The sequence below is a fragment of the Blautia sp. ZXY-1-B12 genome (assembly GCF_056339915.1).
In genome coordinates, this window is sequence record NZ_JBWJVP010000047.1 from 1 (window position 1) to 24,846 (window position 24,846).

The following is a 24,846-nucleotide window of genomic DNA, read 5'->3' on the forward strand; positions in this document are numbered from 1 at the left end:
TTCTCTTATTTTGCTTATAATAAATTGTTTTATATAATATTAGAATTAATATTTTTCTGGATTTAATATCTGTAATTTTCAAATAGAATTCATATAAATGCTATTAACAACCTTTTCAAATATTCCTGAGCTTATCTCAGGTTCCATTCCAAATATCACTTATAACTATTATTTGTTATCTGCGTGCATAGCGTTTCAGCATCGGCAGTACTTCATTCAGAACTTCCAGGCAGTAGTCAACTTCTTCGAATGTATTCTCCTCTGAGAAGCTGATACGTACAGTGTTCTCGATCTGTGCATTGCTCATTCCCATTGCTGAAAGTGTTGCGCTTGGTTTTCTCTTATGGCTGGAGCATGCGCTTCCTGCTGATACGTAAATGTTTCTGTCCTCTAAGGTATGAAGCAATACCTCGCTTCTGATTCCCAGAAAGCTGACGCTTAAGATATGCGGTGCACCTTCTCTGACAGGCATTCCGTTGATTACTACATCGTCAATCTTAGAAAGTCCTTCTGCCATGCGTTCTTTGAGCTGGTAAAGATGCTCTACTTTCTCGTCAAAGTTCTGGTACATCATCTTCGCTGCAACGCCAAGTCCTGCGATTCCCGGTACGTTATCTGTTCCGGAACGCATGCCGTTCTGCTGGCCGCCGCCGAGAATGAGAGGCTGTACTTTTGCCTTGCTGTTGATGTACAGGAATCCAACTCCTTTTGGTCCATGGATCTTATGTGAGCTGACGGACAGAAGATGGATATTCCATTTCTTCGGATAAATACGATATTTACCGAATGCCTGGATCGCATCTACATGATACAGCGCCTTCGGACACTTCTCCTGGATCATTGCACCGATTTTCTCTACAGGCATAACCGCACCGGTCTCATTATTTACCATCATTGTAGATACGAGAATGGTATCCGGCCTTAATGCTTTCTCCAATGCGTCAAGTTTTACTACTCCATGCCCGTCTACAGGAAGAATGGTCACTTCAAATCCCTGTTCCTGCAGAAAAAGCTACCGGCTGGCTGACTGCAGCATGCTCTACTGCAGTTGTGATAATGTGATTACCGCTTCGTTTGTTGGCAAGCGCACCACCGATCAGAGCCAGGTTGTTTGACTCTGTTCCGCCGGAAGTAAACAGGATTTCTTTTTCTGTTACTTTCAGTATCTGTGCCAAAGTTCTGGCGGATTCTTTGACATACCCTTCTGCGTCTACACCTTTCTGATGCATGGCAGATGGGTTTCCGAAATCTTCCATCATTGTTTTTACCACGATGTCCTTTACTTCTTCAAAGCAGCGGGTCGTGGCTGAATTATCAAAATATGCTTCCATTTTTGTTCTCTCTTGTTTCTATTATTCATTTTCCAACTGGAACATCAAAACTGAAAGAATCGCAAGTCCTGCTGTCTCAGTTCTGAGGATTCGTCTTCCAAGTGTAATCGCATGGGCACCTGCTTCCAGTGCCTTTGCTACCTCTTCTTCCTCGAATCCACCCTCCGGTCCGATAAAGATACCGACAGACTGTCCAGGCTTGATCTCGCTGAGGATTTCTCTGGTTTCTTTCATTCCTTTGGCAAGTTCGTACGGGATCAGTTTTACCTCTAACTGTTTCGCAAATTCCAGTGCCTGTTTGTAGGTCATTACTTCATGGATCTCCGGGATCAGCATTCGCTTGGACTGCTTTGCTGCACTCTCTGCGATCTGCTGCCAGCGAACCACCTTCTTTGCTGCCTTCTTAACATCCAGCTTCACCACACATCGCTTTGTCTCTACCGGGATTATAGAAAAAGCTCCCAACTCTACTGCTTTCTGGATGATCAGTTCCATCTTGTCTGCTTTCGGCAGTCCCTGGAAAAGATAAATTTTATTTGGCAGCTCATATTCCGGCTCCTGTGCATAGAGAATATGCAGCAGAACCTCATCCTCTCTCAGTTCTTCAATCTGGCAATGGTATTCTTTATCTCCTCCGTCACTGATCCACACATCCTCCCCACATTTCATGCGGAGAACGTTTTTAATATGATTTACATCCGTCCCATTGATGTGGATACGGTGTGCCTCTTCCTCAATCTGATAAGGCTCCACAAAAAAACGCTGCATATGATCAGTCCTTTCTTGCTGTTACGGAAACCCACTCGCCCTGATGTATCACTTCTACAACCGTCAGGCCTGCTGCTTTTACTGCCTCCACTACAACTTCTTCTTTCACATCAAGAATACCGGAAGTAATGTAGTAAGCGCCTTTTTTCATCTGGTTTACAATTACCGGTGTCAGAGGGATCAGAACATCTGCAAGGATATTTGCTGTTACAATATCATATTTTTCATATCCTGCCTGATCCTGAATCGCTTTATCGTCAATGATGTTTCCGATCACCATATCAAAAGTTTCATCCACGATCTGGTTTGCTTCTTTATTCTCTGCAACTGCAGGAACTGCACATGGATCAAGATCTGTTCCCAGTACATGTTTCGCACCAAGTTTCAGGGCAACGATACCAAGGATACCGCTTCCGGTTCCTACGTCAAGCATCTCTGTATCCGGTGTTACATATTTCTTTAACTGGCGAATCACAAGCTGAGTAGTCTCATGCATACCTGTACCGAAGGCTGTACCCGGATCAATGTGGAGGATCATCTTGTCTTTATCCTCTGCTTTTACTTCTTCCCATGACGGTACGATAAGGATATCATCTACATAGAACTGGTGGAAATACTGTTTCCAGTTATTAATCCAGTCCTTGTCCTCTGTCTGAGATTCTTCAATGGTAGCTTCCCCGATGTCCATAAAATTCTTCAGGTCATCTAATGCTTCACGAACATCTTTCAGGATTGCTTCTTTGTCTGCATCTTCTTCCAGATAAAAATTCAGATAGGCAACGCCGTCATCTGCAGGTCCTTCCGGCATAATATCTACAAACATCTGAGCCTTATCCTCCTCAGTCAGAGGCTGTTTGTCCTGAATTTCCACGCCTTCAATGCCGACTTCTGCAAGTGTGCTGATAACGATATCTTCTGCTTCTGTTTTCGTTTTTACTGTAAAACGGTTCCACTTCATGTAATTGTCTCCATTTCTTTATGTTATATAATTAACTATTATCATCCAAAAATATGTCTGGCCCATTCTCTGTTACTCTGCAGCTATTCCCATAATGTAGCATCTCACCACATCCAGTCAATTCTTATTTACCCACCGACTGCATGCTTCACTTATTTTTTCAAAAAAATGTCTGAATATCTCGTGGCGGTTTCCTTTGCTGTAAAATCTCCACGCCAGTTCTACCAGTGCAACTCCGGCAATGGCATCCACCAGATAATGCTGTTTAAGCACCTGGGTAGAAATAATGATCAGTATTGCAAATATCAGTGAAAAATGCTGATACCATTTTGGAATATTCTCTGATTTACTGACTCCGCGCCAGCTCAGCCAGCTTACATAACAATGGATTGACGGAAATAAGTTAGACGGACTGTTTCCACCATCCATGAGATAAACAAACTTAAGCATCTGCTGGGACCATGTAGTTCCTGCAATCTCAGGTCTGACATTGGTAGTTGGCAAAACCAGAAAAATAATAAAACATGTAATATGAACAGTCAGATCAGTTGCCACAAACCGATAAAATCCATCTTTTCCTCTCTGTGCAGCCAGAATATAATTCACTGCCCAAAAAGGAAATGCCAGAATATAAATCCAGATAAACTGTGGTATTAACGGCACTGCCCTGTCCAGTGACATGGTAAAATCAAAATGATATCTGTCTGCTGTCAGTACTCCGCTTCCCCAGTAAATAAGACAGTTTAATACAAAAATGCTTATCAGCGGCAAAATTGCCCATACAGGGAGATACTTCTCCCGAAAAGCTGCGATCTTCTCTGTTTTTGTCAAATATCTCTCCATTTCTCAGGAAACTTTTATTCCTGTCTGTTCATCTGATTTTTACCGTTACTCTTCAATATACACGACTATACAAAAAAAGAAAAGAGGGTAAACCTCTTTTCTTTAATTTTCTTTTATAATTAATCCTCAAAAGTCTCTTTTAATTTATCCATGAAACTCTTTTTCTTCTTTTCCGGTTTTTCAAAATCATCAGAATCTTTTGATTTCGGACGGTTACCACACGCCTCATCGAATTTGCGCAGTGCTTCTTTTGCTTCTTCGTTGAGGTTTGTAGGAACCTGCACAACGAAAGTCACATAATGATCGCCACGTACATTCTTGTTTCTCAGAGACGGTACACCTTTTCCCTTCAGACGGATCCTTGTGTCTGTCTGAGTTCCGGGTTTCACTTCATATTCAACCTCTCCATCCACTGTGTTGATACGTACAGTACCGCCCAGTGCTGCCTGCGCGTATGTAAGAGGCGCAGTAGAGAAGATATTCATATCCTGTCTCTGGAAGATCGGATGACGTGCAACATTTACTTCTACAAGCAGATCGCCTCTCGGACCTCCGTTTGTACCCGGTTCACCCTTCTCACGGATGCGGATGCTCTGACCATTGTCAATACCTGCAGGTACAGATACCTGAATCTTCTTTCTTGAAGACGTATATCCGGTTCCGCGGCAGGAAGTACATTTATCCTTGATGATCTTACCTGATCCATGACAATCCGGACAAGTCTGTACATTACGCACCATTCCAAACATGGACTGCTGTGTATAAACAACCTGACCTTCTCCATGACATTTCGGACAGGTTACCGGTGAAGTACCCGGCTTCGCACCTGTTCCATGACAGGTGGTACACTCGTCTTTCAGTACGATCTCCAGTTCCTTCTCACAGCCAAAGACAGCTTCTTCAAAAGTAATATTTACGCGTGCGCGGAGATTAGCTCCCTTCATCGGACCATTATTGGCACGTCTGCTTCTGCTGCCGCCACCAAATAAATCGCCGAAAATATCGCCGAAGATATCACCCATATCAGCACCGTTAAAATCAAAACCTCCGAAGCCGCCGCCGGCACCTCCGCCACCGTTTTCAAAAGCCGCATGGCCAAACTGGTCATACTGTTTTCTCTTCTCCGGATCGCTTAAGATGGTGTAAGCCTCTGTTGCCTCTTTAAATTTCGCCTCAGCCTCTTTATCTCCTGGATTTACATCCGGGTGATACTTCTTGGCCAGCTTACGATATGCTTTTTTAAGTGTTGCGTCATCGGCGCTTTTGTCCACGCCTAAGACTTCATAATAATCTCTCTTATCAGCCATGATTTTAATCCTATACCCGTTTTATTTATAACACAACTATTCAGTGAGAGAGACTCTCCCACTGAACAGTTATTATTGATATTTCCGTTGCAAATCTCTGCTTTTACAGAAATGTCACATTATACTTCTTTGTAATCAGCATCTACAACATCATCGTTGTTTCCTGCATCTGTGCTGCCTGCTGCACCGCCGCCCATATTCATGTCCGGTCCTGCCTGGCCGCCTGCCTGCTGTGTCTGCTCATACATTTTAGCGAAAAGCTTCTGAGCACTTTCCATCATCTTCTCCTGAGCAGCTTTGATATCTGCTACCTGAGAATCTGTCATCTCTTCTGCATTTGCAGTCTGAGACAGTAAATCTTTCAGTGCGTTCAGGTCTGCTTCTACAGCAGCTTTATCATTAGCATCGATCTTGTCTCCGGCTTCTTTCAGTGCATTCTCAACCTGGAATACCATGGAATCAGCATTGTTTCTTGTATCGATTGCTTCTTTACGTTTCTTATCCTGTGCTTCAAACTCAGCAGCTTCTTTTACTGCCTTGTCGATATCGGAATCAGACATGTTAGAACCAGCTGTGATTGTGATGTGCTGTTCTTTACCTGTTCCAAGATCCTTAGCAGATACATTTACGATACCGTTTGCATCGATATCAAATGTAACTTCAATCTGCGGAACACCACGACGTGCTGGCGGGATTCCGTCCAGACGGAACTGACCAAGGGATTTGTTGTCTTTTGCAAACTGACGCTCACCCTGTACAACGTTGATATCTACTGCTGTCTGGTTGTCTGCTGCTGTTGAGAAAATCTGGCTCTTTCTTGTAGGAATTGTAGTATTTCTCTCAATCAGTCTTGTTGCGATACCACCCATTGTCTCGATGGACAGTGACAGTGGAGTAACATCCAGAAGAAGGATATCACCTGCGCCTGCATCACCTGCAAGTTTACCACCCTGGATAGAAGCACCAAGTGCTACACACTCATCCGGGTTCAGGTTCTTGCTTGGCTCTTTGCCTGTTAACTGTCTTACTTTATCCTGAACAGCCGGGATACGGGAAGATCCACCAACCAGAAGTACCTGGCCAAGTTCAGATGCTGTGATACCTGCATCTGAAAGTGCACGACGTACCGGTTCTGCTGTCATTTCTACTAAGTCATGTGTTAATTCATCGAATTTAGCTCTTGTAAGGTTCATATCGAAGTGTTTCGGGCCTTCTGCTGTAGCTGTGATGAATGGCAGATTGATGTTTGTAGTTGTTGCGGAAGAAAGCTCTTTCTTTGCTTTCTCTGCAGCTTCTTTTAATCTCTGAAGTGCCATCTTATCATTGCTTAAGTCTACGCCTTCTGCTTTCTTAAACTCTGCAAGCATGTAATCTGTAACTTTCTGGTCGAAGTCATCACCACCAAGACGGTTGTTACCTGCTGTGGAAAGTACTTCGATAACGCCGTCACCGATTTCGATTACAGATACATCGAATGTACCGCCACCTAAATCGTATACCATGATCTTCTGTTCTTTTTCATTGTCAAGACCATATGCAAGAGCTGCTGCTGTTGGCTCGTTGATGATACGTTTTACATCAAGACCTGCGATTTTACCGGCATCTTTTGTTGCCTGACGCTGAGCATCATTGAAATATGCAGGAACTGTGATAACTGCTTCTGTAACTTTCTCACCAAGGTATCCTTCTGCATCTTTTTTCAGTTTCTGAAGAATCATAGCGGAAATTTCCTGTGGGGAATATTTCTTGTCGTCGATTGTTACACGATAGTCAGTACCCATCTCTCTTTTAATGGAAGAGATTGTTCTCTCTGCGTTTGTTACTGCCTGACGTTTTGCAGGTTCACCTACAAGACGTTCTCCTGTTTTTGTGAAAGCGACAACTGATGGTGTTGTTCTTGCGCCTTCTGTATTAGCGATAACTGTTGGCTGTCCGCCTTCCATTACGGCTACACAGCTGTTTGTTGTACCTAAGTCAATACCAATGATTTTTCCCATAATCTTGTTCCTCCTGTTTATTTTCAACTAGATTTGATATATTCTATATTTTCATGTAAATTAGTTGGCTACTTTTACCATACTGTGGCGGACTACGAAATCCTTGTAGGTGTAACCCTTCTGGAATTCTTCTACCACAATATTCTCACCGGCTTCTTCATCCTCCACATGCATTACTGCGTTGTGGAAGTTCGGATCAAATTCCTTACCCACTGCTTCAATCGGTTTCACGCCCAGCTCATCTAATGTGGTGATCAGCTGTTTGTAGATCATCTTCATGCCATCTGCAAAAGAATCTCCTTCAGGTGCCTGTGCAAGACCTCTCTCGAAGTTATCCACAACCGGAAGCATTTTCTCAACTATGTCCTTGGCTCCGATGATATACATGCTGGATTTCTCTTTCTCCGTTCTCTTACGGAAGTTATCGAATTCAGCCATGTTTCGTTTCAGCCTGTCTGTAAGTTCTTCAATCTGCTGTTCAAATTTATCTTTTTCTTTTTTCTTCTTGCCGAAGAAAGAAGTTTTTGATTTGCTGTCTTTCTTGTCATCCTGGGAAGCTTCCTCGTCTCCGTCCTCTACCGGGATTTCCTCTGTTTCTGCTTCGCCGTTCTCTACAACTTCAGGTTCATTCTCAACAGTTTCTTCTGTTACCGGAGTATCTGTTGTCTCTTCTTCCTGAGCTGTGTTCTTTGTTTCTTCTGACACTCTCTATTACCGCCTTTCTAACTCTCTTTCTTAATCAGTTCGTCCAGCTGGACTTTCAAAGCCTTCAGGCTGTCAACTACGTTTGCATAATCCATACGCTTGGGACCGATGATACCGATGGTACCATGCATTCCTTTTCCAAGTTCGTAAGTGGCTGTGACTACACTGCCAGTCTTTCATGGTCTGCACCGGCATCTCATCACCAATGTACACCTGAATTCCTGTGTTCTCTGTATCAGACATTCTCTCTTTCACCAGGTCTACCAGATCCTGCTTCTCTTCAAATGCTGAAATCAGCTCGCTCGCTTTGCTTGTGTCTGCAAGCTCCGGATACTTGAAAATGTTGGTTGCTCCTGAAGTATATATCTGCATATCGTCTTCGTCTACCTGGATGGTGTCTGCCACTGCATCAAGGACTGTGCCAACCACAGAGCCATGTACACCTGCCTGTTCTTTCAGGCGGGCAATCATTCCCAGGTTGATATCCTGAATGGGCACCCCATTTAAGTTGGTGTTAAGAAGAAGATTTAATTTCAGGATTGTCTGATCGTCCATCTCCTCATCCAGATTGATGATCTGGTTTCGGATGACATTGTTATCACTCACTACTACTGCCACAAGCTGAAGGGGTGTCACACGGGAAAGCTGGATGAATTTAATCTTGCTTCCGCTGTACTGTGGAACAGAGATCATTGTTGCATAGTTGGTATTGGAGGCAAGTACCTTCGCTACCTGTTTCAACATCTTATCCAGTTTGTCGGTTTTCTCGATCATGAGATCTTTGATTTCCTGAACCTCTGATTCCTTTTCTCTCATCAGCTCGTCTACGTAGAGGCGATAACCTTTATCAGAAGGAATTCTTCCGGCTGAGGTGTGGGGCTGTACGATATATCCCATATCTGTCAGGTCTGACATCTCATTCCGGATGGTGGCAGAGCTTACATTTAAATCTGCAAACTTGGAAATGGTCCGGGAACCCACCGGTTCGCCTGTTTCCATGTAGGTTTTGATGATGGCTTTTAGTATTTTCTTTTTACGATCATCTAATTCCTGATCCATGAAATTCCACTCCTTTTTACTGCCTTTGTTTTTGGTTTGTTAGCACTCATGTTTTAGGAGTGCTAACACCTTATGCTCATAAGATAGCACTCTTGATTTGGTTTGTCAATATTATTTTGTGAATTTTTTGTTATTTTATGAACAATAGGGGTTATTAAGATTATGTTATAGAAAAGGGACGCGGGGAGAAATTATTGATATTGTGTGCGGTTTCGGACGCTAAGAGATACTAAGTCTGCAGAAATCTGCTAAAGGCACACAATATCAATAATTTCTCCCCGCTGGCTGTTCAGGACGATTATACAGGCGGGGCTCTCGCCTGGGAGGCGAATCGCCTCTTCTATAGCAATCCTTGTAAATAATGCATTTAAGACAGTTCAGCAAAGTGCGAAAGACAAGGAAGATATCTGACGCAGGATTTCACACTCTGATGAACTGGATTAAGATACATTATTTTAGAGAATTGCTATAGAATAACTATATCACTTGCTTGTCTTCAAATTCGATTACACAGATGAAAAAGACTCAGTATAGCACTATTTATCTAAAATATCCAGATTCTTTTTCAGGTCGATCATTTTATCGCGGAGTTCGGCGGCCTGTTCAAAGTTGAGGTCTGCGGCTGCGGCGCGCATTTGTTTTTCTACCTGGGCGATGAGTTTGGTGAGTTCTTTGCGGGTCATGGACTCTGGGTCTTTCTGGAGTCGGACTTCGGTTTCGGCTACTGCTTTGGATACGGCAATGAGGTCGCGGACTGCTTTTTTGATAGTAGTCGGAGTGATTCCGTGTTCTTTGTTATAGGCTTCCTGGATGGTTCGGCGGCGGTTGGTTTCGGTGATGGCTTTGTGCATGGAATCGGTCATGTTGTCTGCGTACATGATTACATGGCCTTCACTGTTTCGGGCAGCTCGTCCGATGGTCTGGATGAGAGAGGTTTCGGAACGGAGGAACGCCTTCTCTGTCTGCATCCAGGATTGCTACCAGGGTGATCTCCGGGATGTCCAGGCCTTCTCGAAGAAGGTTGATTCCTACCAGAACATCAAAAACATCCAGACGCATATCACGAATAATGCGGGCACGCTCTAAGGTATCGATATCGGAATGGAGGTAACGGACTCTGATTCCTACTTCTTTCATATATTCTGTCAGGTCTTCTGCCATTCGTTTGGTGAGAGTGGTGATCAGTATTTTGTGTTTCTTTGACACTTCTTTGTTTACTTCCCCGATCAGGTCGTCAATCTGTCCTTCAATGGGGCGGACTTCGAGTTTCGGATCGAGAAGTCCGGTTGGACGGATGATCTGTTCTGCACGGAGGAGTTCATGATCATACTCATATTGTCCCGGAGTGGCGGATACAAACATGACCTGATCCAGTTTGGATTCGAATTCTTCGAAGCTTAAAGGGGCGGTTATCTTTGGCTGTAGGAAGCCGGAATCCGTAGCCTACCAGTGTCTGCTTCCTGCTCTGGTCACCGGCGTACATTCCTCCTACCTGAGGCACTGTGATACTGAGATTCATCTATAATAAGTAAGAAGTCATCTCCAAAATAGTCCAGCAGTGTGTATGGCGGCTGTCCGGGCTTTAATCCTGACAGACGTCTGGGATAATTTTCGATTCCTGAACAGAATCCGGTTTCTTTCATCATTTCAATGTCGAAATTGGTGCGTTCTGAGATTCGCTGGGCTTCCAGAAGCTTGTCTTCGCTTTTGAAATACTCTACACGTTCTTTTAATTCTTCTTCTATTGCTACAGCTGCTCTCTGGATCTGTTCTGCTGGCACTACATAGTGGGATGCAGGGAAGATGCTGATATGAGAACGCTGGCATTTGATTTCTCCTGTCAGTACATCAATTTCTGAAATACGGTCGATCTCATCTCCGAAAAATTCTACTCTCACGGCTGTATCGGAGCTGTTGGCAGGAAAAATTTCCAGGGTATCTCCACGGACACGGAAGGTGCTTCGGTGGAAGTCCATCTCATTTCTGGTGTACTGAATGTCGATCAGCTCCCGGATTACCTCATCCCTGTCTTTGGTCATTCCCGGACGCAGGGAAATCATCATGTCAAAGAATTCCTGAGGGGAACCCAGTCCGTAGATACAGGAAACGGAGGAAATGACCACTACGTCTTTCCGCTCTGACATTGCGGCTGTGGCAGAGAGACGGAGTTTGTCAATCTCGTCATTGATGGAGGAGTCTTTGGCAATATAGGTGTCTGAAGACGGGACATAAGCCTCCGGCTGATAGTAGTCATAATAGGAGACAAAATATTCCACTGCGTTCTCAGGGAAGAATTCTTTCATCTCTCCGTAAAGCTGTGCCGCGAGAGTTTTGTTGTGGGCGAGGATGAGGGTTGGTTTATTTAGCTGGGCGATGACGTTCGCCATGGTAAATGTCTTGCCGGAACCGGTGACACCCAGTAAAGTTTCGAACTGGTTGCCTTCTTTAAAGCCTCTGACCAGACGTTCAATTGCCTGGGGCTGATCTCCAGTTGGCTTGTACTCGGAATGCAATTCAAAATGATCCATAATATTCTCCTGTTTTAATCAAATTTCACTTATCAAAAATTGAAATATGTTTAATATGGTTATATTTTCAGTATATCATCCCATATAAAAAAAGTACAGAGCAAGCGAATACCTGTTCTGTACTTTAACGTGTCGCGTTACTGTTCACTCTGGCTGCCTAAAACCGAACAAATAGTCTTCTCAACTTTTTCTGCATCAACAGGTTTTGCAATATGTCCGTTCATTCCTTTTGCCAGTGCCTTTTTTCTGTCTTCCTCAAAGGCATTGGCTGTCATGGCTATGATTGGAATAGTGGCTTTGTCTTTATCTGACAGTCCGCGGATCATCTCAGTTGCCCTGTAGCCGTCCATGTTCGGCATCTGGATATCCATAAGGATCAGGTCATAGGTGCCTGCCGGTTTCTGTTCTATCCTTGACACACACTGAACTCCATCCTCAACACGATCAACCATAAGTCCCATATCCTCCAGGATAAACTGTGCGATTTCCGCATTCAGATCATTATCCTCGGCAAGCAAAATATGTTTTCCGCTGATTCTGTCTGTTTCATCCACATCTGAAGATTTTTCCGTATCCTGTTCATAGTAGCTCTTATCAGCAATCCTGTATTCCAGGGTAACTGTAAATTTACTTCCTTCTCCCTGCTTACTTTCTACTTCAATAGTTCCGTACATCATATCAATATACTTCTTTATGATCGGCATTCCCAGACCTGTTCCCGCAATCTTTCCGTCTGTTGTATTTCGTTCCCTGGCAAAAGCCTCAAAGAGAGATGGAAGGAATTCTTCGCTCATTCCGATACCTGTATCAATTACCTGAGTCCGTATCCGCACATAGTCTTTCCTGTCACAGTCAAGCTCTGTGATCCTTATGGTAACTCTTCCCCCTGAAGCTGTATATTTTACCGCATTACTGATCAGATTGAGGAAAATTTCCTTGTTCTTCGTCTCATCGCAGATTACGTGCTCATGCTTGACATCATATTCCATCTTAAGGTGAATACATTTTTTCTCCGCTTCCGCCTGGAAAATTTTGTAAATTCCCTGATAAATATCTCTGATCTTCACATAATCTTCATCCAGTTCCACCTTACCGCTTTCAATCCGGGCCATGTCCAGCACATTATTGATAATAGACAGAAGCAGATTTCCGGACTGTTCCATCTTCTCCTGATAATCCAGAAGTTTCGGATCAGTCAGTTCCCTTTTTATCAGCTCACTGTATCCCAGCAGGGCATTCATGGGTGTCCGGATATCGTGAGACATATTGAAAAGGAACTCTGATTTGGCGGCATTAGCCTTTTCTGCCTGAATCTTGGCTTTTCTCGCTTGTATCAGCAGATAAACTATAATCCATACAATAATCAAGACCACACTTACAAACCAAATGGAAACTACCCGCAGATTATCCTTTATGTATTCTGCCAGAGTAACCTTGCCCGGTGCGTTTTCATATACGTAAAACTGACTGGAAAGTCTGGAAGCAGGCAGAGTCTGAATGGTTTTGTTCAGGATATTCATTAATGTTGTGTTTTCCCTGGTGACCGCAAAGCAGGAAGCGCCGGATTTCGTAAGAAAAATACTGCGCATTTTGCTGTCCTCCAGTGTCTTTAATGACTGTCCTGCCTTCACAACAAAGCAGTCTGCCTCGCCACTTTGAACTGCTTTATCGGCCTCAGCAGATGAGTCGTATTCCTTTATTTTCCAGAATGGATAATTAAAAGAAATATACCACTTCCCCAGCAGGTTATTCCTGCTCACTGCTACTGTATTCTCTTTATTTTCATCAAACTTCTTAACACCGGTGAGTACTGCAACATTAATTTCAAAAACAGTATTTGACAATACAATATCATTCTGCTCAGCTTCATATGGATTCTGGTTCATATGAAAAATCATATCAATCCTGTTATCCTTTAATGCCTGCAGCTCTTTCTCCTGGGATTCAAAACCTGTCAGTTGAAATTCTATGGCTTGTTCACCCAGATAATCGGATACCAGACTAATATAATCGTTAATAATTCCTACCGGTTTCTCTGACTCCGTATCCACAAGGCTGATACCCACATCATTTTTCAGATATCCAATCCGGACCGCCCCATGCTGTTCCAGCCAGTTCTGTTCCTCATCCGTAAGAGTTTCAAGGGAATTTGCAGAGAGATACCTTTTATAAAGATCGTCTGTATAAAAAGGATTCTCCCTCTCTATCTTCTGCATTACCTGATCCAGCTCTTCTTTCAAATCCGGGCGTTTTTTGCTGACTGCAAAATAATTATAGGAGCTACCAATCAGAATAGCAGGAGAAATATCGTCTCTTTCCCACTGTGGAGATTCATTTAAAACAAATCCGTCAATTTCATGATTTTTCAATTTCTGACGAACATCATCTGCACCGGTAATATCAACCTGCTGCGTGTTCACTCCATGACTTTTCTCCCACTCATGGAACATTTCGGCAGGAAGTGCATTCGGCAGCATACCGATTCTTTTTCCATTTAATGTAGTCAGATCTGAAATGGAGATATCTGTATTAGAAGTATCCACATACAGGTAATATTTATCCTCTCCCATAGGCAATTCTGAAAAAAGCATGGAAGTGGAACGTTCCTCTGTATAGGAAATGCCTCCCAGCAGATCGATCTGTCCATTTTTCAGCATACTCATCAGTTCTGCCCAGCTTCCCTCCACATATTCATATTTCCATCCGGTATGCGCAGCTACTGCCTGCTGGTATTCGTAGCTGTAGCCTCTCCTCTGACCGTCTGCTCCTGTGGTATTATAAGTTCCTTCATACCAGCCTACTCTGACTGTTTTGGATTTTGCTTCCTCTGCTGATACAGGAAGGGGAAGCACGGTAATATATAAAATAAAGCATAATAAAATGCAGATATGTCTCTGTACATTTAACTTAAACTTTTTCATATAACTTTCTCCAAATGATTTTGTGTCTATCCGGTGAAGATATCTCAACAGATTATTGCCTTTTTCATTTACTTCACCCGGGTTATAGAAACGTGTAACATGCTTCTGCAGATATCATACCTTATTTTCCGTCATTGCAACAGCCCTATATTTATTTTTTATACCTATTTTTTCAGTTTTCAGATAATCTTTACTTGCCAAAATTCATGGGCTACGACAACCGAATTCGGACAAAATATATCGCAAAGTGGGGCGTGCAGATTGCGGGAATGATTTTTCAGACACGCTCTAATGTGTCGACATGTTAATTCCTGAAACAATCTTGCAGGATAATTTTTTTTATTTCAAGGCGGAGGAAAAAGATGTAGCAGTGGCATAATCATTTGTATGCGAGTCCCCACCCACTGCTTATTGCTTTTCGCAACCTCCGCAGGGGACTTACTTGATTCGGTTAAAGTTACTATTTATTTAAATTTCGTATACAGAAAAAAGCAGCCCACAGACCATGTATGAAGAAAATCTGTGAGCCACCTTTTCTTTTCATCTTAGATGATGTTTATCTTTTTTTATCTTTGAAACAATAAAGAAGAAATCGTACGGTTTTTACTTTTGTAAAACTGAAATGCATTATTTAATAAACTTAACTTCCGGATAAATAGCCTGCTTAGCGGCTTCTTTTCTCTCATTGAAGATAACCTTGTTTTCTTCAAACAGGTTGCGGCCCTGTGCATCGATAGATACGATCAGTGGACCAAATTCTTTTACCTTGTTGCACCATAAGGTCTCAGGCATTCCAAGCTCATCCCAGTGATGTTCTACGATCTTCTCAACCTCTGTTGCAGCTACTACTGCACAGCCAGCCGGGAATACACAGTGGATCGCACCAAATTCTTTGCATGCACGCTCTGTATTCGGTCCCATTCCGCCTTTTCCAACGATTACTCTTACACCTGTAAGCTTAGTAAATTCATACTCAAATTTCTCCATACGCATGGAGGTTGTCGGTCCAACGGAAACCATTTCATAGTCATCTTCTGTTCCCTCAATTTTACGAACGATTGGGCCAGCGTGGAAAATTGCTTTGTCCTTGATATCATATGGAAGTTCTCTTCCATACTCAACCAGACGGCGATGTGCCACATCACGGCAGGTCATCAGCTCTCCGTCCAGCCATACAATATCACCGATTTTGATGTCAGCCAGGTCTTCTTCACTGATTGGTGTAATAAGAACTTTTTTATCTCCTCTGATTTCGATCATGTTTTTTCCCTCCGATTATGCGTTGAATTTCCATGTGGAATGTGTATCACAGGTTACTGTAAGGTCAGAATTTACGGTCAGGTGACCACGGCGGTGTGACCAGCAGCCTACATTTACTGCTACACCGATTGTAGACGGATGACGGGCTGTATTCTCGATATTAACACCCATTACAGAATATTTTCCGCCCATTCCCTGCGGTCCAAGGCCGATTGCATTGATTCCGTCTTCCAGAAGCTTCTCCATTTTTGCTGCATTTGCATTGTCATTGTGAGAACCGATCGGACGCATAAGTGCTTTCTTGGAGTTGAGGGCTGCTGTCTCTACAGATGTTCCTACACCTACACCCACAAGAAGCGGAGGACAAGCATTCAGTCCGTAAGTTGTCATCTGATCAAGAACAAAATCGGTAACGCCTTCATATCCTGCACCTGGCATAAGTACCATTGCTTTTCCCGGAAGAGTACATCCGCCTCCTGCCATGTATGCGTAAATCTCACATTTATCACTGTTTGGAACGATGTCCCACCATACAGTCGGAGTTCCTTTTCCAACGTTTTTCTTGGTGTTGTACTCGTCGAAAGTTTCTACAGAGTTATGTCTTAATGGTGCTGCAAAAGTAGCCTGTACAACAGCTTCTTTCAAAAGGGCTTCCAGCTCGTTGATGTACGGGAAATTAGTTCCGCATTTCAGCCAGAACTGAAGAACTCCTGTGTCCTGACAGCTTGGGCGATTCAGTTCTACAGCCAGTCCCTGATTCTTAGTCATTGTCTCATAAAGTACTTTTGGAAGTGCTTCGCTTTCCTGAGAACCAAGCTCTTCCAGTTTTGTTACTACGTCGTCCGGTAATTTTTTTCCAATGTGGGCAACAAAATCTGCTACCATGTCTGTTAATACTTTAACTCCATTTTCCTTAGTCATGATTTACCTCCTGATCATTCAATGGTTTAGGGTTGTTTGGCTTTTAATTTTGGGTTATTTATCTAAAGCAGCATGTTTTCTGCTTTATTTCTATTGATACATTTACATTAAGCGGAAAATCTTCCGTCTCATATGGTTTATCCTCTCACGGATAGAACGGGAACAGAACAGGCAAAAGGATCATACAGATCACGAAGGATACCAGAATCAACGGTAAACCTGATTTCACGTAATCCTTGAATTTATATCCTCCAAGTCCTACTACCATAGTATTTGCAGGCATTCCAATCGGTGTTGCATATGCACAGGAGCCTGCGATAACAGTTGCGATAACAACAGCTCTCGGATCCGCACCAAGGTTGTTTGCCAGAGAAACTGCAATTGGGATCATCAGTGCGGTTGTGGCTGTGTTTGACATGAAGTTTGTCAGTGCACAGGTTACAATGAATATTACCAGAAGAAGCACAATCGGGTTCGGGTCTGCACCCAGAAGTCCTACGATCTTATCTGCTATCAGTTCACCGGCACCTGTTGTGTCCAGGGCTTTGGCAAGTGTAAGAGATCCTCCAAAAAGGAATACTACTTTCAGATCAATGGAAGCCAGTGCTTCTTTTTCTGAAAGAACTCCAACCAGCACCAGAATGATTGCTCCGATGCATGCAGAAATCTCAATGCTGACTCCGATCTGTTTCTCAAAAATCATTGCAAGAATCACAAGTATCAGAACTATCAGTGAAACAGTCTGTTTCCATTTCGGTACATCACTGAAATCTTTCTGTTTTTCAACAGTTGCCCCTACAGCCCCTTTTCCATCCGGAAGAAATCTGTATCCAATGAAAACGAAGTAGATAATTCCTACCAGAAGCATCGGGACTCCCACCGGTGCATACATGAAAAAGCTTGTGGAAAGCCCCATTTCCTGAAGTGCGTTTACACCCATCAGGTTTCCGGGTGCACCGATGATGGAAAGATTCCCGCCAAGCGCTGCTGCAAATACCAGTGGCATCAAAAGGCGGCTTCTTGAATAGCCGGATTCATCAGCGATTCCACAGACTACAGGGATCAGCACTGCTGCTGTACCTGTGTTTGATAAGAATCCGGACATCACACCTACGATTACCATGATCGCAATGATCAATGTTCTTTCTGTTCTGGCAAATCTGGTGACCAGACCTCCGATTTTATTTGCCATTCCTGTTTCAAATAGTGCCTGACCTACTACAAACATGCCGACACAAAGGATTACGTTACTGTTTACATACTGTGAAAACGTTGTAGATACATCCACTACTCCGGTGAGTGTCAATCCGATTGCACAGATCGAAGCTGTAAGCCCAAGTGGTATCTTTTCGAGGATGAAACTAATGATCGTAAACACAAGAAATAACAGTGTGATTGTTTGTTGAGACATTTTATTGATCTCCTTTCACTTTTTTCTGTGATTTCATTTTTTATTTTGCTCTTCGCTTTTGTCTTACTTATCCGTCTTTTTTTTATTAATCTCTCTTGAAAGGTACCGGCCGTGCACGTTTCCTTTGATGAGTTTATTATAAATCATGCACGTATAAAAAAACAAATTAATGGGTTGCATATCCCCATAAAAAATTTTTATAATCTCAATTTTAGCAGGTTTTTTTTATGCAATATTACTATATTAAAAAAAACTTTAGAAATAAATATGGAAATTATGATAGGTATATGGTATTTTTTATTTGAAGATAACTTAAAGCAGTTTCAGAAAATACTATACTTGCTATAGAAATGACATATTTCGACACACTACAACGAACTTAGAGGAAATTACTTATGACACTTAACCAACTCCGTTACTTTTGCACAGCCAGCCGCTGCCACAGTATCACAAAGGCAGCCGAGGAATTATACGTTACTCAGCCCACTGTGTCCGTTGCTATCCGCGACCTGGAAATTGAATTCGGTATCAGCCTTTTCTATAGAAAGGGAAACAGGCTGATCCTTACTGAAGAAGGCGAGGAGCTTTATAATAAAGCCACCTACATTCTTCAATACTGCAACGAGCTTCAGGCAGATTACTCCAGTATGGCGAGGGTAAAGCCCCCTCTTCGTATTGGGATCCCGCCTATGCTGAGCACTGTCTTTTTCCCTGAGCTTCTCATCGCATTTCATGACCAATATCCGGAAATCGCTGTTGTTCTGGAGGAATATGGCTCTGTTCGTGCCTGCAATCTGGTACAGGATGACACTCTGGATCTGGCTCTGGTAAATATGGAACAGTATAATATTGATAAATTTAACAAGGCTCTTCTGGCCAACGACCAGGTTGTTTTTTGTGTAAGTGATGACCACCGACTGGCAGACAAAGAAGTTGTGACCACCAAAGAAATGTCTAAAGAATCTTTGATCTTTTTCAATGCCGATTCCGTACAGAACCAGTTGTTGAAAACACGCTTCGAAATGGACGGTTACATTCCGGACATCGTCATGCGCAGCAGCCAGATTTATACGATTTTGCAGTTAGTAAAGACCTGTAAATATGGCAGCTTTCTCTATTCCAGCATGACCGACAGATTTGCCTCTTCCGGCATAAAAGGAATTCCCCTCAGTCCACCCATCCGCATAAAGATCGGAATGATATGGAAAAAAGGGAAATATATCAGTGACAATATGCAGAAATTCCTGAACTTCACCAAGATGTACTACCGGGAACATCCGCTGATTCAGAAGTTCTGATTTGTACGCCACTAAGCTGAAAAAAGCAACTTACTACAAGTACATTGTAAAGGCTTACAAGATGGTGGATGGAAAGAAAGTAATCACAGGTACCTCCGTAGCAGTACATTCAATAACTAAGGATGGAAAATACGGCGTAGCCAAAGCTGTTTCCATTATAAAGATTGGAAATAAGAAGAATGATACAGAAGTAACCTTAAAGAAAGGTAAAACTGCTCAGATTACAGCTATAGAAATAAAGAAAGACAAAAAAATCAAACACCACAGAAATCTCTGCTATGAAAGCAGTAATACAAAAGTAGTAACTGTGACATCTGATGGTGTAATCAAAGCTATGAGAAAGGGAAACTGTAAGATATGGGTATATGCACAGAATGGTATATATAAAGTGATTACAGTTACAGTAAAATAATTTTTATGTGCGCATCAGTTTTACGGCTGATGCGCATATTTTTATGACCACATGAGGTCATGCATATTGGAGTCAGACTCCACGAAATACCGATATGTTCAAACACACTCCAAAAGATAGTCAAATGAATAGTTTGATATCAGAAATCCATTGCAGATTGTCCAGAGATACCATAACGATTGAGCTCCGAAAAATATATATAAAAATTTTATATATGTATTGACATTGTGGTAGCATCGAAGTATAGTATATGTAAAATTTATATATATAAATATTTTACATATATACCAGGAGGTGATTCTATGTATTTTCCGGTATCAGCATTATTGATTGAATATATGATACTGTCAGTGGTAGAAAGCAGGGATTCTTATGGTTATGAGATCAGTCAGACAGTGAAGAAGGCTGCTGACATTAAAGAATCTACGCTCTATCCCATATTGAAGAAGTTACAAATTGCAGGATATCTGACTACCTATTCGCAGGAGTATCAGGGAAGAAAGAGAAAATACTATTCCCTTACAGAAGAAGGCAAGGCACAGATTGCATATCTGAGCAATGAATGGCAAATCTACAAAGACACTGTAGATGGAATTACTTGAAGGGAGGATAAGAGGTTGAGCAGAGAGGAATATTTAAACCAGCTGCATAAATATCTGCGGAAGCTTCCGAGACAGGACTATGAAGATGCAATGGAATATTTTACCGAGTATTTTCAGGAGACAGATGAGGAAGGAGCAGAAGAACTGATGAAAGAACTTGGTACGCCGAAGGAGGCTGCCAGAGAACTGATGGCGAATCTTCTGAATAAGAAAATAGAAGATCATCAGAATTATGAAACAGATGGACAGACCAGAGCAGAACAGAAAGGTTCCGGAAAACATGTGGTATGGATAGCGCTATTGGTATTATTTGCAGCACCGGTAGGAGCTCCGCTTCTGGCAGCATTTGCTGCAGTCGTTCTTGCATTAGTTGTGTGTGTATTTGCAATTTTGTTATGTGTAGTTTTATGTCTGATGCTTATTGGCGGGAAATCCTTGTCCGCGGTATACTGGCAGTCCCGTTTTCTATGAGCGGTTTTGCAATGCTTACAGGAAGTGGGCTGTTGGCTGTGGGCGCTGGCATCCTTGGTGTACTGTTGTGCGTATATCTATGTAAATGGAGCAGCATGCTAATTGCGAAGCTGGTACGCCGGATCACTGGCAGAAAGAGAGAGAGGTTAGAACGATGAAAAGATGGGCAAAGGCATGGCTTGCAGTAGGAGTCGGATGCTGTGTATGTGGTACAGCTTTGACGGGCATCGGTGTTGCGAGCGGTGGAAGTAAATATGTGAAATCAGCGGATTTAAACAAAATGGATGGAGCTGCAAAAAAAAGCGATAATGAGATGGTTCTTAAGAAAACAAAGCTTGATGATTTCGACTCAGCAGACATCTCCATGACAGATATGAATTTGCAAGTAGTCAATTCAAATGATCAGTACTGTTATATTTCTTATCGGGCATCCGATCAGAAAAAGGATCCGATCAGTTATCAGGTAAAGGATGGTAAATTAAGGATTCAGGAAAATAACAATGATGGGAAGACTTATTATCATGTTGATATCGGATTTTTGTCGGGTCTTTTGGGTGAAGGAACACTTACTACAGATGAAAATGTGGTAACAATTTACGTGCCGGAAGGTCAGAAATGGAAGCTTGCAGATATTAAATCGGATATGAGCAATATATTGCTGAATGGATGCGAAATCGAAAATGGAGCTGTTCAGACGGATTCAGGAGATGTATACATCTCCTGAATCCGTCTGAACAGCTCCATTTTCGATTTCGCATCCATTCAGCAATATATTGCTCATATCCGATTTAATATCTGCAAGCTTCCATTTCTGACCTTCCGGCACGTAAATTGTTACCACATTTTCATCTGTAGTAAGTGTTCCTTCACCCAAAAGACCCGACAAAAATCCGATATCAACATGATAATAAGTCTTCCCATCATTGTTATTTTCCTGAATCCTTAATTTACCATCCTTTACCTGATAACTGATCGGATCCTTTTTCTGATCGGATGCCCGATAAGAAATATAACAGTACTGATCATTTGAATTGACTACTTGCAAATTCATATCTGTCATGGAGATGTCTGCTGAGTCGAAATCATCAAGCTTTGTTTTCTTAAGAACCATCTCATTATCGCTTTTTTTTGCAGCTCCATCCATTTTGTTTAAATCCGCTGATTTCACATATTTACTTCCACCGCTCGCAACACCGATGCCCGTCAAAGCTGTACCACATACACAGCATCCGACTCCTACTGCAAGCCATGCCTTTGCCCATCTTTTCATCGTTCTAACCTCTCTCTCTTTCTGCCAGTGATCCGGCGTACCAGCTTCGCAATTAGCATGCTGCTCCATTTACATAGATATACGCACAACAGTACACCAAGGATGCCAGCGCCCACAGCCAACAGCCCACTTCCTGTAAGCATTGCAAAACCGCTCATAGAAAACGGGACTGCCAGTATACCGCGGACAAGGATTTTCCCGCCAATAAGCATCAGACATAAAACTACACATAACAAAATTGCAAATACACACACAACTAATGCAAGAACGACTGCCAGCAAATGCTGCCAGAAGCGGAGCTCCTACCGGTGCTGCAAATAATACCAATAGCGCTATCCATACCACATGTTTTCCGGAACCTTTCTGTTCTGCTCTGGTCTGTCCATCTGTTTCATAATTCTGATGATCTTCTATTTTCTTATTCAGAAGATTCGCCATCAGTTCTCTGGCAGCCTCCTTCGGCGTACCAAGTTCTTTCATCAGTTCTTCTGCTCCTTCCTCATCTGTCTCCTGAAAATACTCGGTAAAATATTCCATTGCATCTTCATAGTCCTGTCTCGGAAGCTTCCGCAGATATTTATGCAGCTGGTTTAAATATTCCTCTCTGCTCAACCTCTTATCCTCCCTTCAATAATTCCATCTACAGTGTCTTTGTAGATTTGCCATTCATTGCTCAGATATGCAATCTGTGCCTTGCCTTCTTCTGTAAGGGAATAGTATTTTCTCTTTCTTCCCTGATACTCCTGCGAATAGGTAGTCAGATATCCTGCAATTTGTAACTTCTTCAATATGGGATAGAGCGTAGATTCTTTAATGTCAGCAGCCTTCTTCACTGTCTGACTGATCTCATAACCATAAGAATCCCTGCTTTCTACCACTGACAGTATCATATATTCAATCAATAATGCTGATACCGGAAAATACATAGAATCACCTCCTGGTATATATGTAAAATATTTATATATATAAATTTTACATATACTATACTTCGATGCTACCACAATGTCAATACATATATAAAATTTTTATATATATTTTTCGGAGCTCAATCGTTATGGTATCTCTGGACAATCTGCAATGGATTTCTGATATCAAACTATTCATTTGACTATCTTTTGGAGTGTGTTTGAACATATCGGTATTTCGTGGAGTCTGACTCCAATATGCATGACCTCATGTGGTCATAAAAATATGCGCATCAGCCGTAAAACTGATGCGCACATAAAAATTATTTTACTGTAACTGTAATCACTTTATATATACCATTCTGTGCATATACCCATATCTTACAGTTTCCCTTTCTCATAGCTTTGATTACACCATCAGATGTCACAGTTACTACTTTTGTATTACTGCTTTCATAGCAGAGATTTCTGTGGTGTTTGATTTTTTTGTCTTTCTTTATTTCTATAGCTGTAATCTGAGCAGTTTTACCTTTCTTTAAGGTTACTTCTGTATCATTCTTCTTATTTCCAATCTTTATAATGGAAACAGCTTTGGCTACGCCGTATTTTCCATCCTTAGTTATTGAATGTACTGCTACGGAGGTACCTGTGATTACTTTCTTTCCATCCACCATCTTGTAAGCCTTTACAATGTACTTGTAGTAAGTTGCTTTTTTCAGCTTAGTGGCGTACAAATCAGAACTTCTGAATCAGCGGATGTTCCCGGTAGTACATCTTGGTGAAGTTCAGGAATTTCTGCATATTGTCACTGATATATTTCCCTTTTTTCCATATCATTCCGATCTTTATGCGGATGGGTGGACTGAGGGGAATTCCTTTTATGCCGGAAGAGGCAAATCTGTCGGTCATGCTGGAATAGAGAAAGCTGCCATATTTACAGGTCTTTACTAACTGCAAAATCGTATAAATCTGGCTGCTGCGCATGACGATGTCCGGAATGTAACCGTCCATTTCGAAGCGTGTTTTCAACAACTGGTTCTGTACGGAATCGGCATTGAAAAAGATCAAAGATTCTTTAGACATTTCTTTGGTGGTCACAACTTCTTTGTCTGCCAGTCGGTGGTCATCACTTACACAAAAAACAACCTGGTCGTTGGCCAGAAGAGCCTTGTTAAATTTATCAATATTATACTGTTCCATATTTACCAGAGCCAGATCCAGAGTGTCATCCTGTACCAGATTGCAGGCACGAACAGAGCCATATTCCTCCAGAACAACAGCGATTTCCGGATATTGGTCATGAAATGCGATGAGAAGCTCAGGGAAAAAGACAGTGCTCAGCATAGGCGGGATCCCAATACGAAGAGGGGGCTTTACCCTCGCCATACTGGAGTAATCTGCCTGAAGCTCGTTGCAGTATTGAAGAATGTAGGTGGCTTTATTATAAAGCTCCTCGCCTTCTTCAGTAAGGATCAGCCTGTTTCCCTTTCTATAGAAAAGGCTGATACCGAATTCAATTTCCAGGTCGCGGATAGCAACGGACACAGTGGGCTGAGTAACGTATAATTCCTCGGCTGCCTTTGTGATACTGTGGCAGCGGCTGGCTGTGCAAAAGTAACGGAGTTGGTTAAGTGTCATAAGTAATTTCCTCTAAGTTCGTTGTAGTGTGTCGAAATATGTCATTTCTATAGCAAGTATAGTATTTTCTGAAACTGCTTTAAGTTATCTTCAAATAAAAAATACCATATACCTATCATAATTTCCATATTTATTTCTAAAGTTTTTTTTAATATAGTAATATTGCATAAAAAAAACCTGCTAAAATTGAGATTATAAAAATTTTTTATGGGGATATGCAACCCATTAATTTGTTTTTTTA

At 42.1% G+C, this 24,846-nt stretch carries 21 protein-coding genes and 5 pseudogenes; 7 read left to right on the top strand and 19 right to left on the bottom strand.

Annotation, left to right across the window (positions count from 1 at the left end; translation table 11 throughout):
• Positions 1–175: 175 nt before the first annotated feature.
• From AC075L_RS03630 to AC075L_RS03680, 11 genes and pseudogenes are all read right to left on the bottom strand, one after another.
• Positions 176–1,331, bottom strand: a pseudogene (locus AC075L_RS03630) (cysteine desulfurase family protein).
• A 21-nt stretch (positions 1,332–1,352) separates the two neighbouring features.
• Positions 1,353–2,099, bottom strand: coding sequence for a 16S rRNA (uracil(1498)-N(3))-methyltransferase (locus AC075L_RS03635; protein ID WP_118409624.1), 747 nt, complete (start codon positions 2,097–2,099; stop codon positions 1,353–1,355).
• A 4-nt stretch (positions 2,100–2,103) separates the two neighbouring features.
• Positions 2,104–3,057 (bottom strand): 50S ribosomal protein L11 methyltransferase, encoded by a 954-nt coding sequence (gene prmA / locus AC075L_RS03640; protein ID WP_476387157.1) that lies wholly within the window; start codon positions 3,055–3,057, stop codon positions 2,104–2,106.
• Positions 3,058–3,174: 117 nt separating this feature from the next.
• Positions 3,175–3,888: a phosphatase PAP2 family protein gene (locus tag AC075L_RS03645; protein ID WP_226839685.1), complete on the bottom strand. Its 714-nt coding sequence runs from the start codon at positions 3,886–3,888 to the stop codon at positions 3,175–3,177.
• A 131-nt stretch (positions 3,889–4,019) separates the two neighbouring features.
• Positions 4,020–5,207 (bottom strand): molecular chaperone DnaJ, encoded by a 1,188-nt coding sequence (dnaJ, locus tag AC075L_RS03650; protein ID WP_022381214.1) that lies wholly within the window; start codon positions 5,205–5,207, stop codon positions 4,020–4,022.
• A 119-nt stretch (positions 5,208–5,326) separates the two neighbouring features.
• Positions 5,327–7,204, bottom strand: a complete 1,878-nt coding sequence (gene dnaK / locus AC075L_RS03655) for a molecular chaperone DnaK (RefSeq protein WP_008707391.1) — start codon at positions 7,202–7,204, stop codon at positions 5,327–5,329.
• 60 nt (positions 7,205–7,264) lie between these two features.
• Positions 7,265–7,909 (bottom strand): nucleotide exchange factor GrpE, encoded by a 645-nt coding sequence (gene grpE, locus AC075L_RS03660; protein WP_022381213.1) that lies wholly within the window; start codon positions 7,907–7,909, stop codon positions 7,265–7,267.
• 17 nt (positions 7,910–7,926) lie between these two features.
• Positions 7,927–8,968 (bottom strand): annotated as a pseudogene (gene hrcA, locus AC075L_RS03665) (heat-inducible transcriptional repressor HrcA).
• Between the two features lie 536 nt (positions 8,969–9,504).
• Positions 9,505–11,496 (bottom strand): annotated as a pseudogene (gene uvrB, locus AC075L_RS03670) (excinuclease ABC subunit UvrB).
• Positions 11,497–11,633: 137 nt separating this feature from the next.
• Positions 11,634–14,417 carry a transporter substrate-binding domain-containing protein gene (locus AC075L_RS03675; RefSeq protein WP_476387158.1) on the bottom strand — a complete coding sequence of 928 codons (2,784 nt, stop codon included), beginning with the start codon at positions 14,415–14,417 and terminating at the stop codon, positions 11,634–11,636.
• Between the two features lie 179 nt (positions 14,418–14,596).
• Positions 14,597–14,665, bottom strand: a pseudogene (locus AC075L_RS03680) (hypothetical protein); the annotation flags it as partial.
• Here AC075L_RS03680 and AC075L_RS03685 point away from each other — a divergent pair.
• Positions 14,639–14,725 (top strand): annotated as a pseudogene (locus AC075L_RS03685) (DUF6783 domain-containing protein); the annotation flags it as partial. The pseudogenes AC075L_RS03680 and AC075L_RS03685 overlap by 27 nt on opposite strands.
• A 319-nt stretch (positions 14,726–15,044) precedes the next feature.
• Here AC075L_RS03685 and ttdB read toward each other — a convergent pair.
• The 3 genes from ttdB to AC075L_RS03700 all read right to left on the bottom strand — a co-directional run bounded on the left by ttdB (position 15,045) and on the right by AC075L_RS03700 (position 18,009).
• Positions 15,045–15,677 (bottom strand): L(+)-tartrate dehydratase subunit beta, encoded by a 633-nt coding sequence (ttdB, locus tag AC075L_RS03690; protein WP_008707382.1) that lies wholly within the window; start codon positions 15,675–15,677, stop codon positions 15,045–15,047.
• A 15-nt stretch (positions 15,678–15,692) separates the two neighbouring features.
• Positions 15,693–16,598, bottom strand: coding sequence for a L(+)-tartrate dehydratase subunit alpha (gene ttdA, locus AC075L_RS03695; RefSeq protein WP_118508277.1), 906 nt, complete (start codon positions 16,596–16,598; stop codon positions 15,693–15,695).
• Positions 16,599–16,743: 145 nt separating this feature from the next.
• Positions 16,744–18,009, bottom strand: a complete 1,266-nt coding sequence (locus AC075L_RS03700; RefSeq protein WP_118329999.1) for an SLC13 family permease — start codon at positions 18,007–18,009, stop codon at positions 16,744–16,746.
• Positions 18,010–18,404: 395 nt separating this feature from the next.
• On the opposite strand from AC075L_RS03700, the gene AC075L_RS03705 reads away from it, so the two are divergent.
• From AC075L_RS03705 to AC075L_RS03730, 6 genes are all read left to right on the top strand, one after another.
• The gene (locus AC075L_RS03705) at positions 18,405–19,307 is read left to right on the top strand and encodes a LysR family transcriptional regulator (RefSeq protein WP_055153990.1); all 903 of its coding nucleotides are present in this window, start codon (positions 18,405–18,407) and stop codon (positions 19,305–19,307) included.
• A 1-nt stretch (position 19,308) separates the two neighbouring features.
• Complete coding sequence (locus tag AC075L_RS03710) at positions 19,309–19,719, top strand: Ig-like domain-containing protein (RefSeq protein WP_118569123.1); 411 nt, start codon at positions 19,309–19,311, stop codon at positions 19,717–19,719.
• Between the two features lie 302 nt (positions 19,720–20,021).
• Positions 20,022–20,321: a PadR family transcriptional regulator gene (locus AC075L_RS03715; RefSeq protein ID WP_476387159.1), complete on the top strand. Its 300-nt coding sequence runs from the start codon at positions 20,022–20,024 to the stop codon at positions 20,319–20,321.
• A gap of 15 nt (positions 20,322–20,336) precedes the next feature.
• The gene (locus AC075L_RS03720; protein ID WP_476387160.1) at positions 20,337–20,792 is read left to right on the top strand and encodes a DUF1700 domain-containing protein; all 456 of its coding nucleotides are present in this window, start codon (positions 20,337–20,339) and stop codon (positions 20,790–20,792) included.
• Positions 20,789–20,950: a hypothetical protein gene (locus AC075L_RS03725; protein ID WP_476387161.1), complete on the top strand. Its 162-nt coding sequence runs from the start codon at positions 20,789–20,791 to the stop codon at positions 20,948–20,950. The genes AC075L_RS03720 and AC075L_RS03725 overlap by 4 nt, the downstream gene beginning before the upstream one ends.
• The gene (locus tag AC075L_RS03730; RefSeq protein ID WP_476387162.1) at positions 20,947–21,516 is read left to right on the top strand and encodes a DUF4097 family beta strand repeat-containing protein; all 570 of its coding nucleotides are present in this window, start codon (positions 20,947–20,949) and stop codon (positions 21,514–21,516) included. The genes AC075L_RS03725 and AC075L_RS03730 overlap by 4 nt, the downstream gene beginning before the upstream one ends.
• Here AC075L_RS03730 and AC075L_RS03735 read toward each other — a convergent pair.
• The 5 genes from AC075L_RS03735 to AC075L_RS03755 form a co-directional block, all read right to left on the bottom strand.
• Positions 21,493–22,062, bottom strand: coding sequence for a DUF4097 family beta strand repeat-containing protein (locus tag AC075L_RS03735; RefSeq protein ID WP_476387162.1), 570 nt, complete (start codon positions 22,060–22,062; stop codon positions 21,493–21,495). The genes AC075L_RS03730 and AC075L_RS03735 overlap by 24 nt on opposite strands.
• A gap of 69 nt (positions 22,063–22,131) precedes the next feature.
• Entirely contained in the window at positions 22,132–22,674 is a 543-nt protein-coding gene (locus tag AC075L_RS03740) for a DUF1700 domain-containing protein (protein ID WP_476387163.1), read from the bottom strand.
• On the bottom strand, positions 22,671–22,988 hold the full coding sequence (locus AC075L_RS03745) for a PadR family transcriptional regulator (protein WP_055153994.1): 318 nt from the start codon (positions 22,986–22,988) through the stop codon (positions 22,671–22,673). The genes AC075L_RS03740 and AC075L_RS03745 overlap by 4 nt, the downstream gene beginning before the upstream one ends.
• Before the next feature lie 302 nt (positions 22,989–23,290).
• A complete protein-coding gene (locus tag AC075L_RS03750; protein ID WP_118569123.1) occupies positions 23,291–23,701 on the bottom strand; it encodes an Ig-like domain-containing protein in 411 nt (136 codons plus the stop codon).
• A 1-nt stretch (position 23,702) separates the two neighbouring features.
• Positions 23,703–24,605, bottom strand: a complete 903-nt coding sequence (locus AC075L_RS03755; RefSeq protein ID WP_055153990.1) for a LysR family transcriptional regulator — start codon at positions 24,603–24,605, stop codon at positions 23,703–23,705.
• Positions 24,606–24,846: the final 241 nt, after the last annotated feature.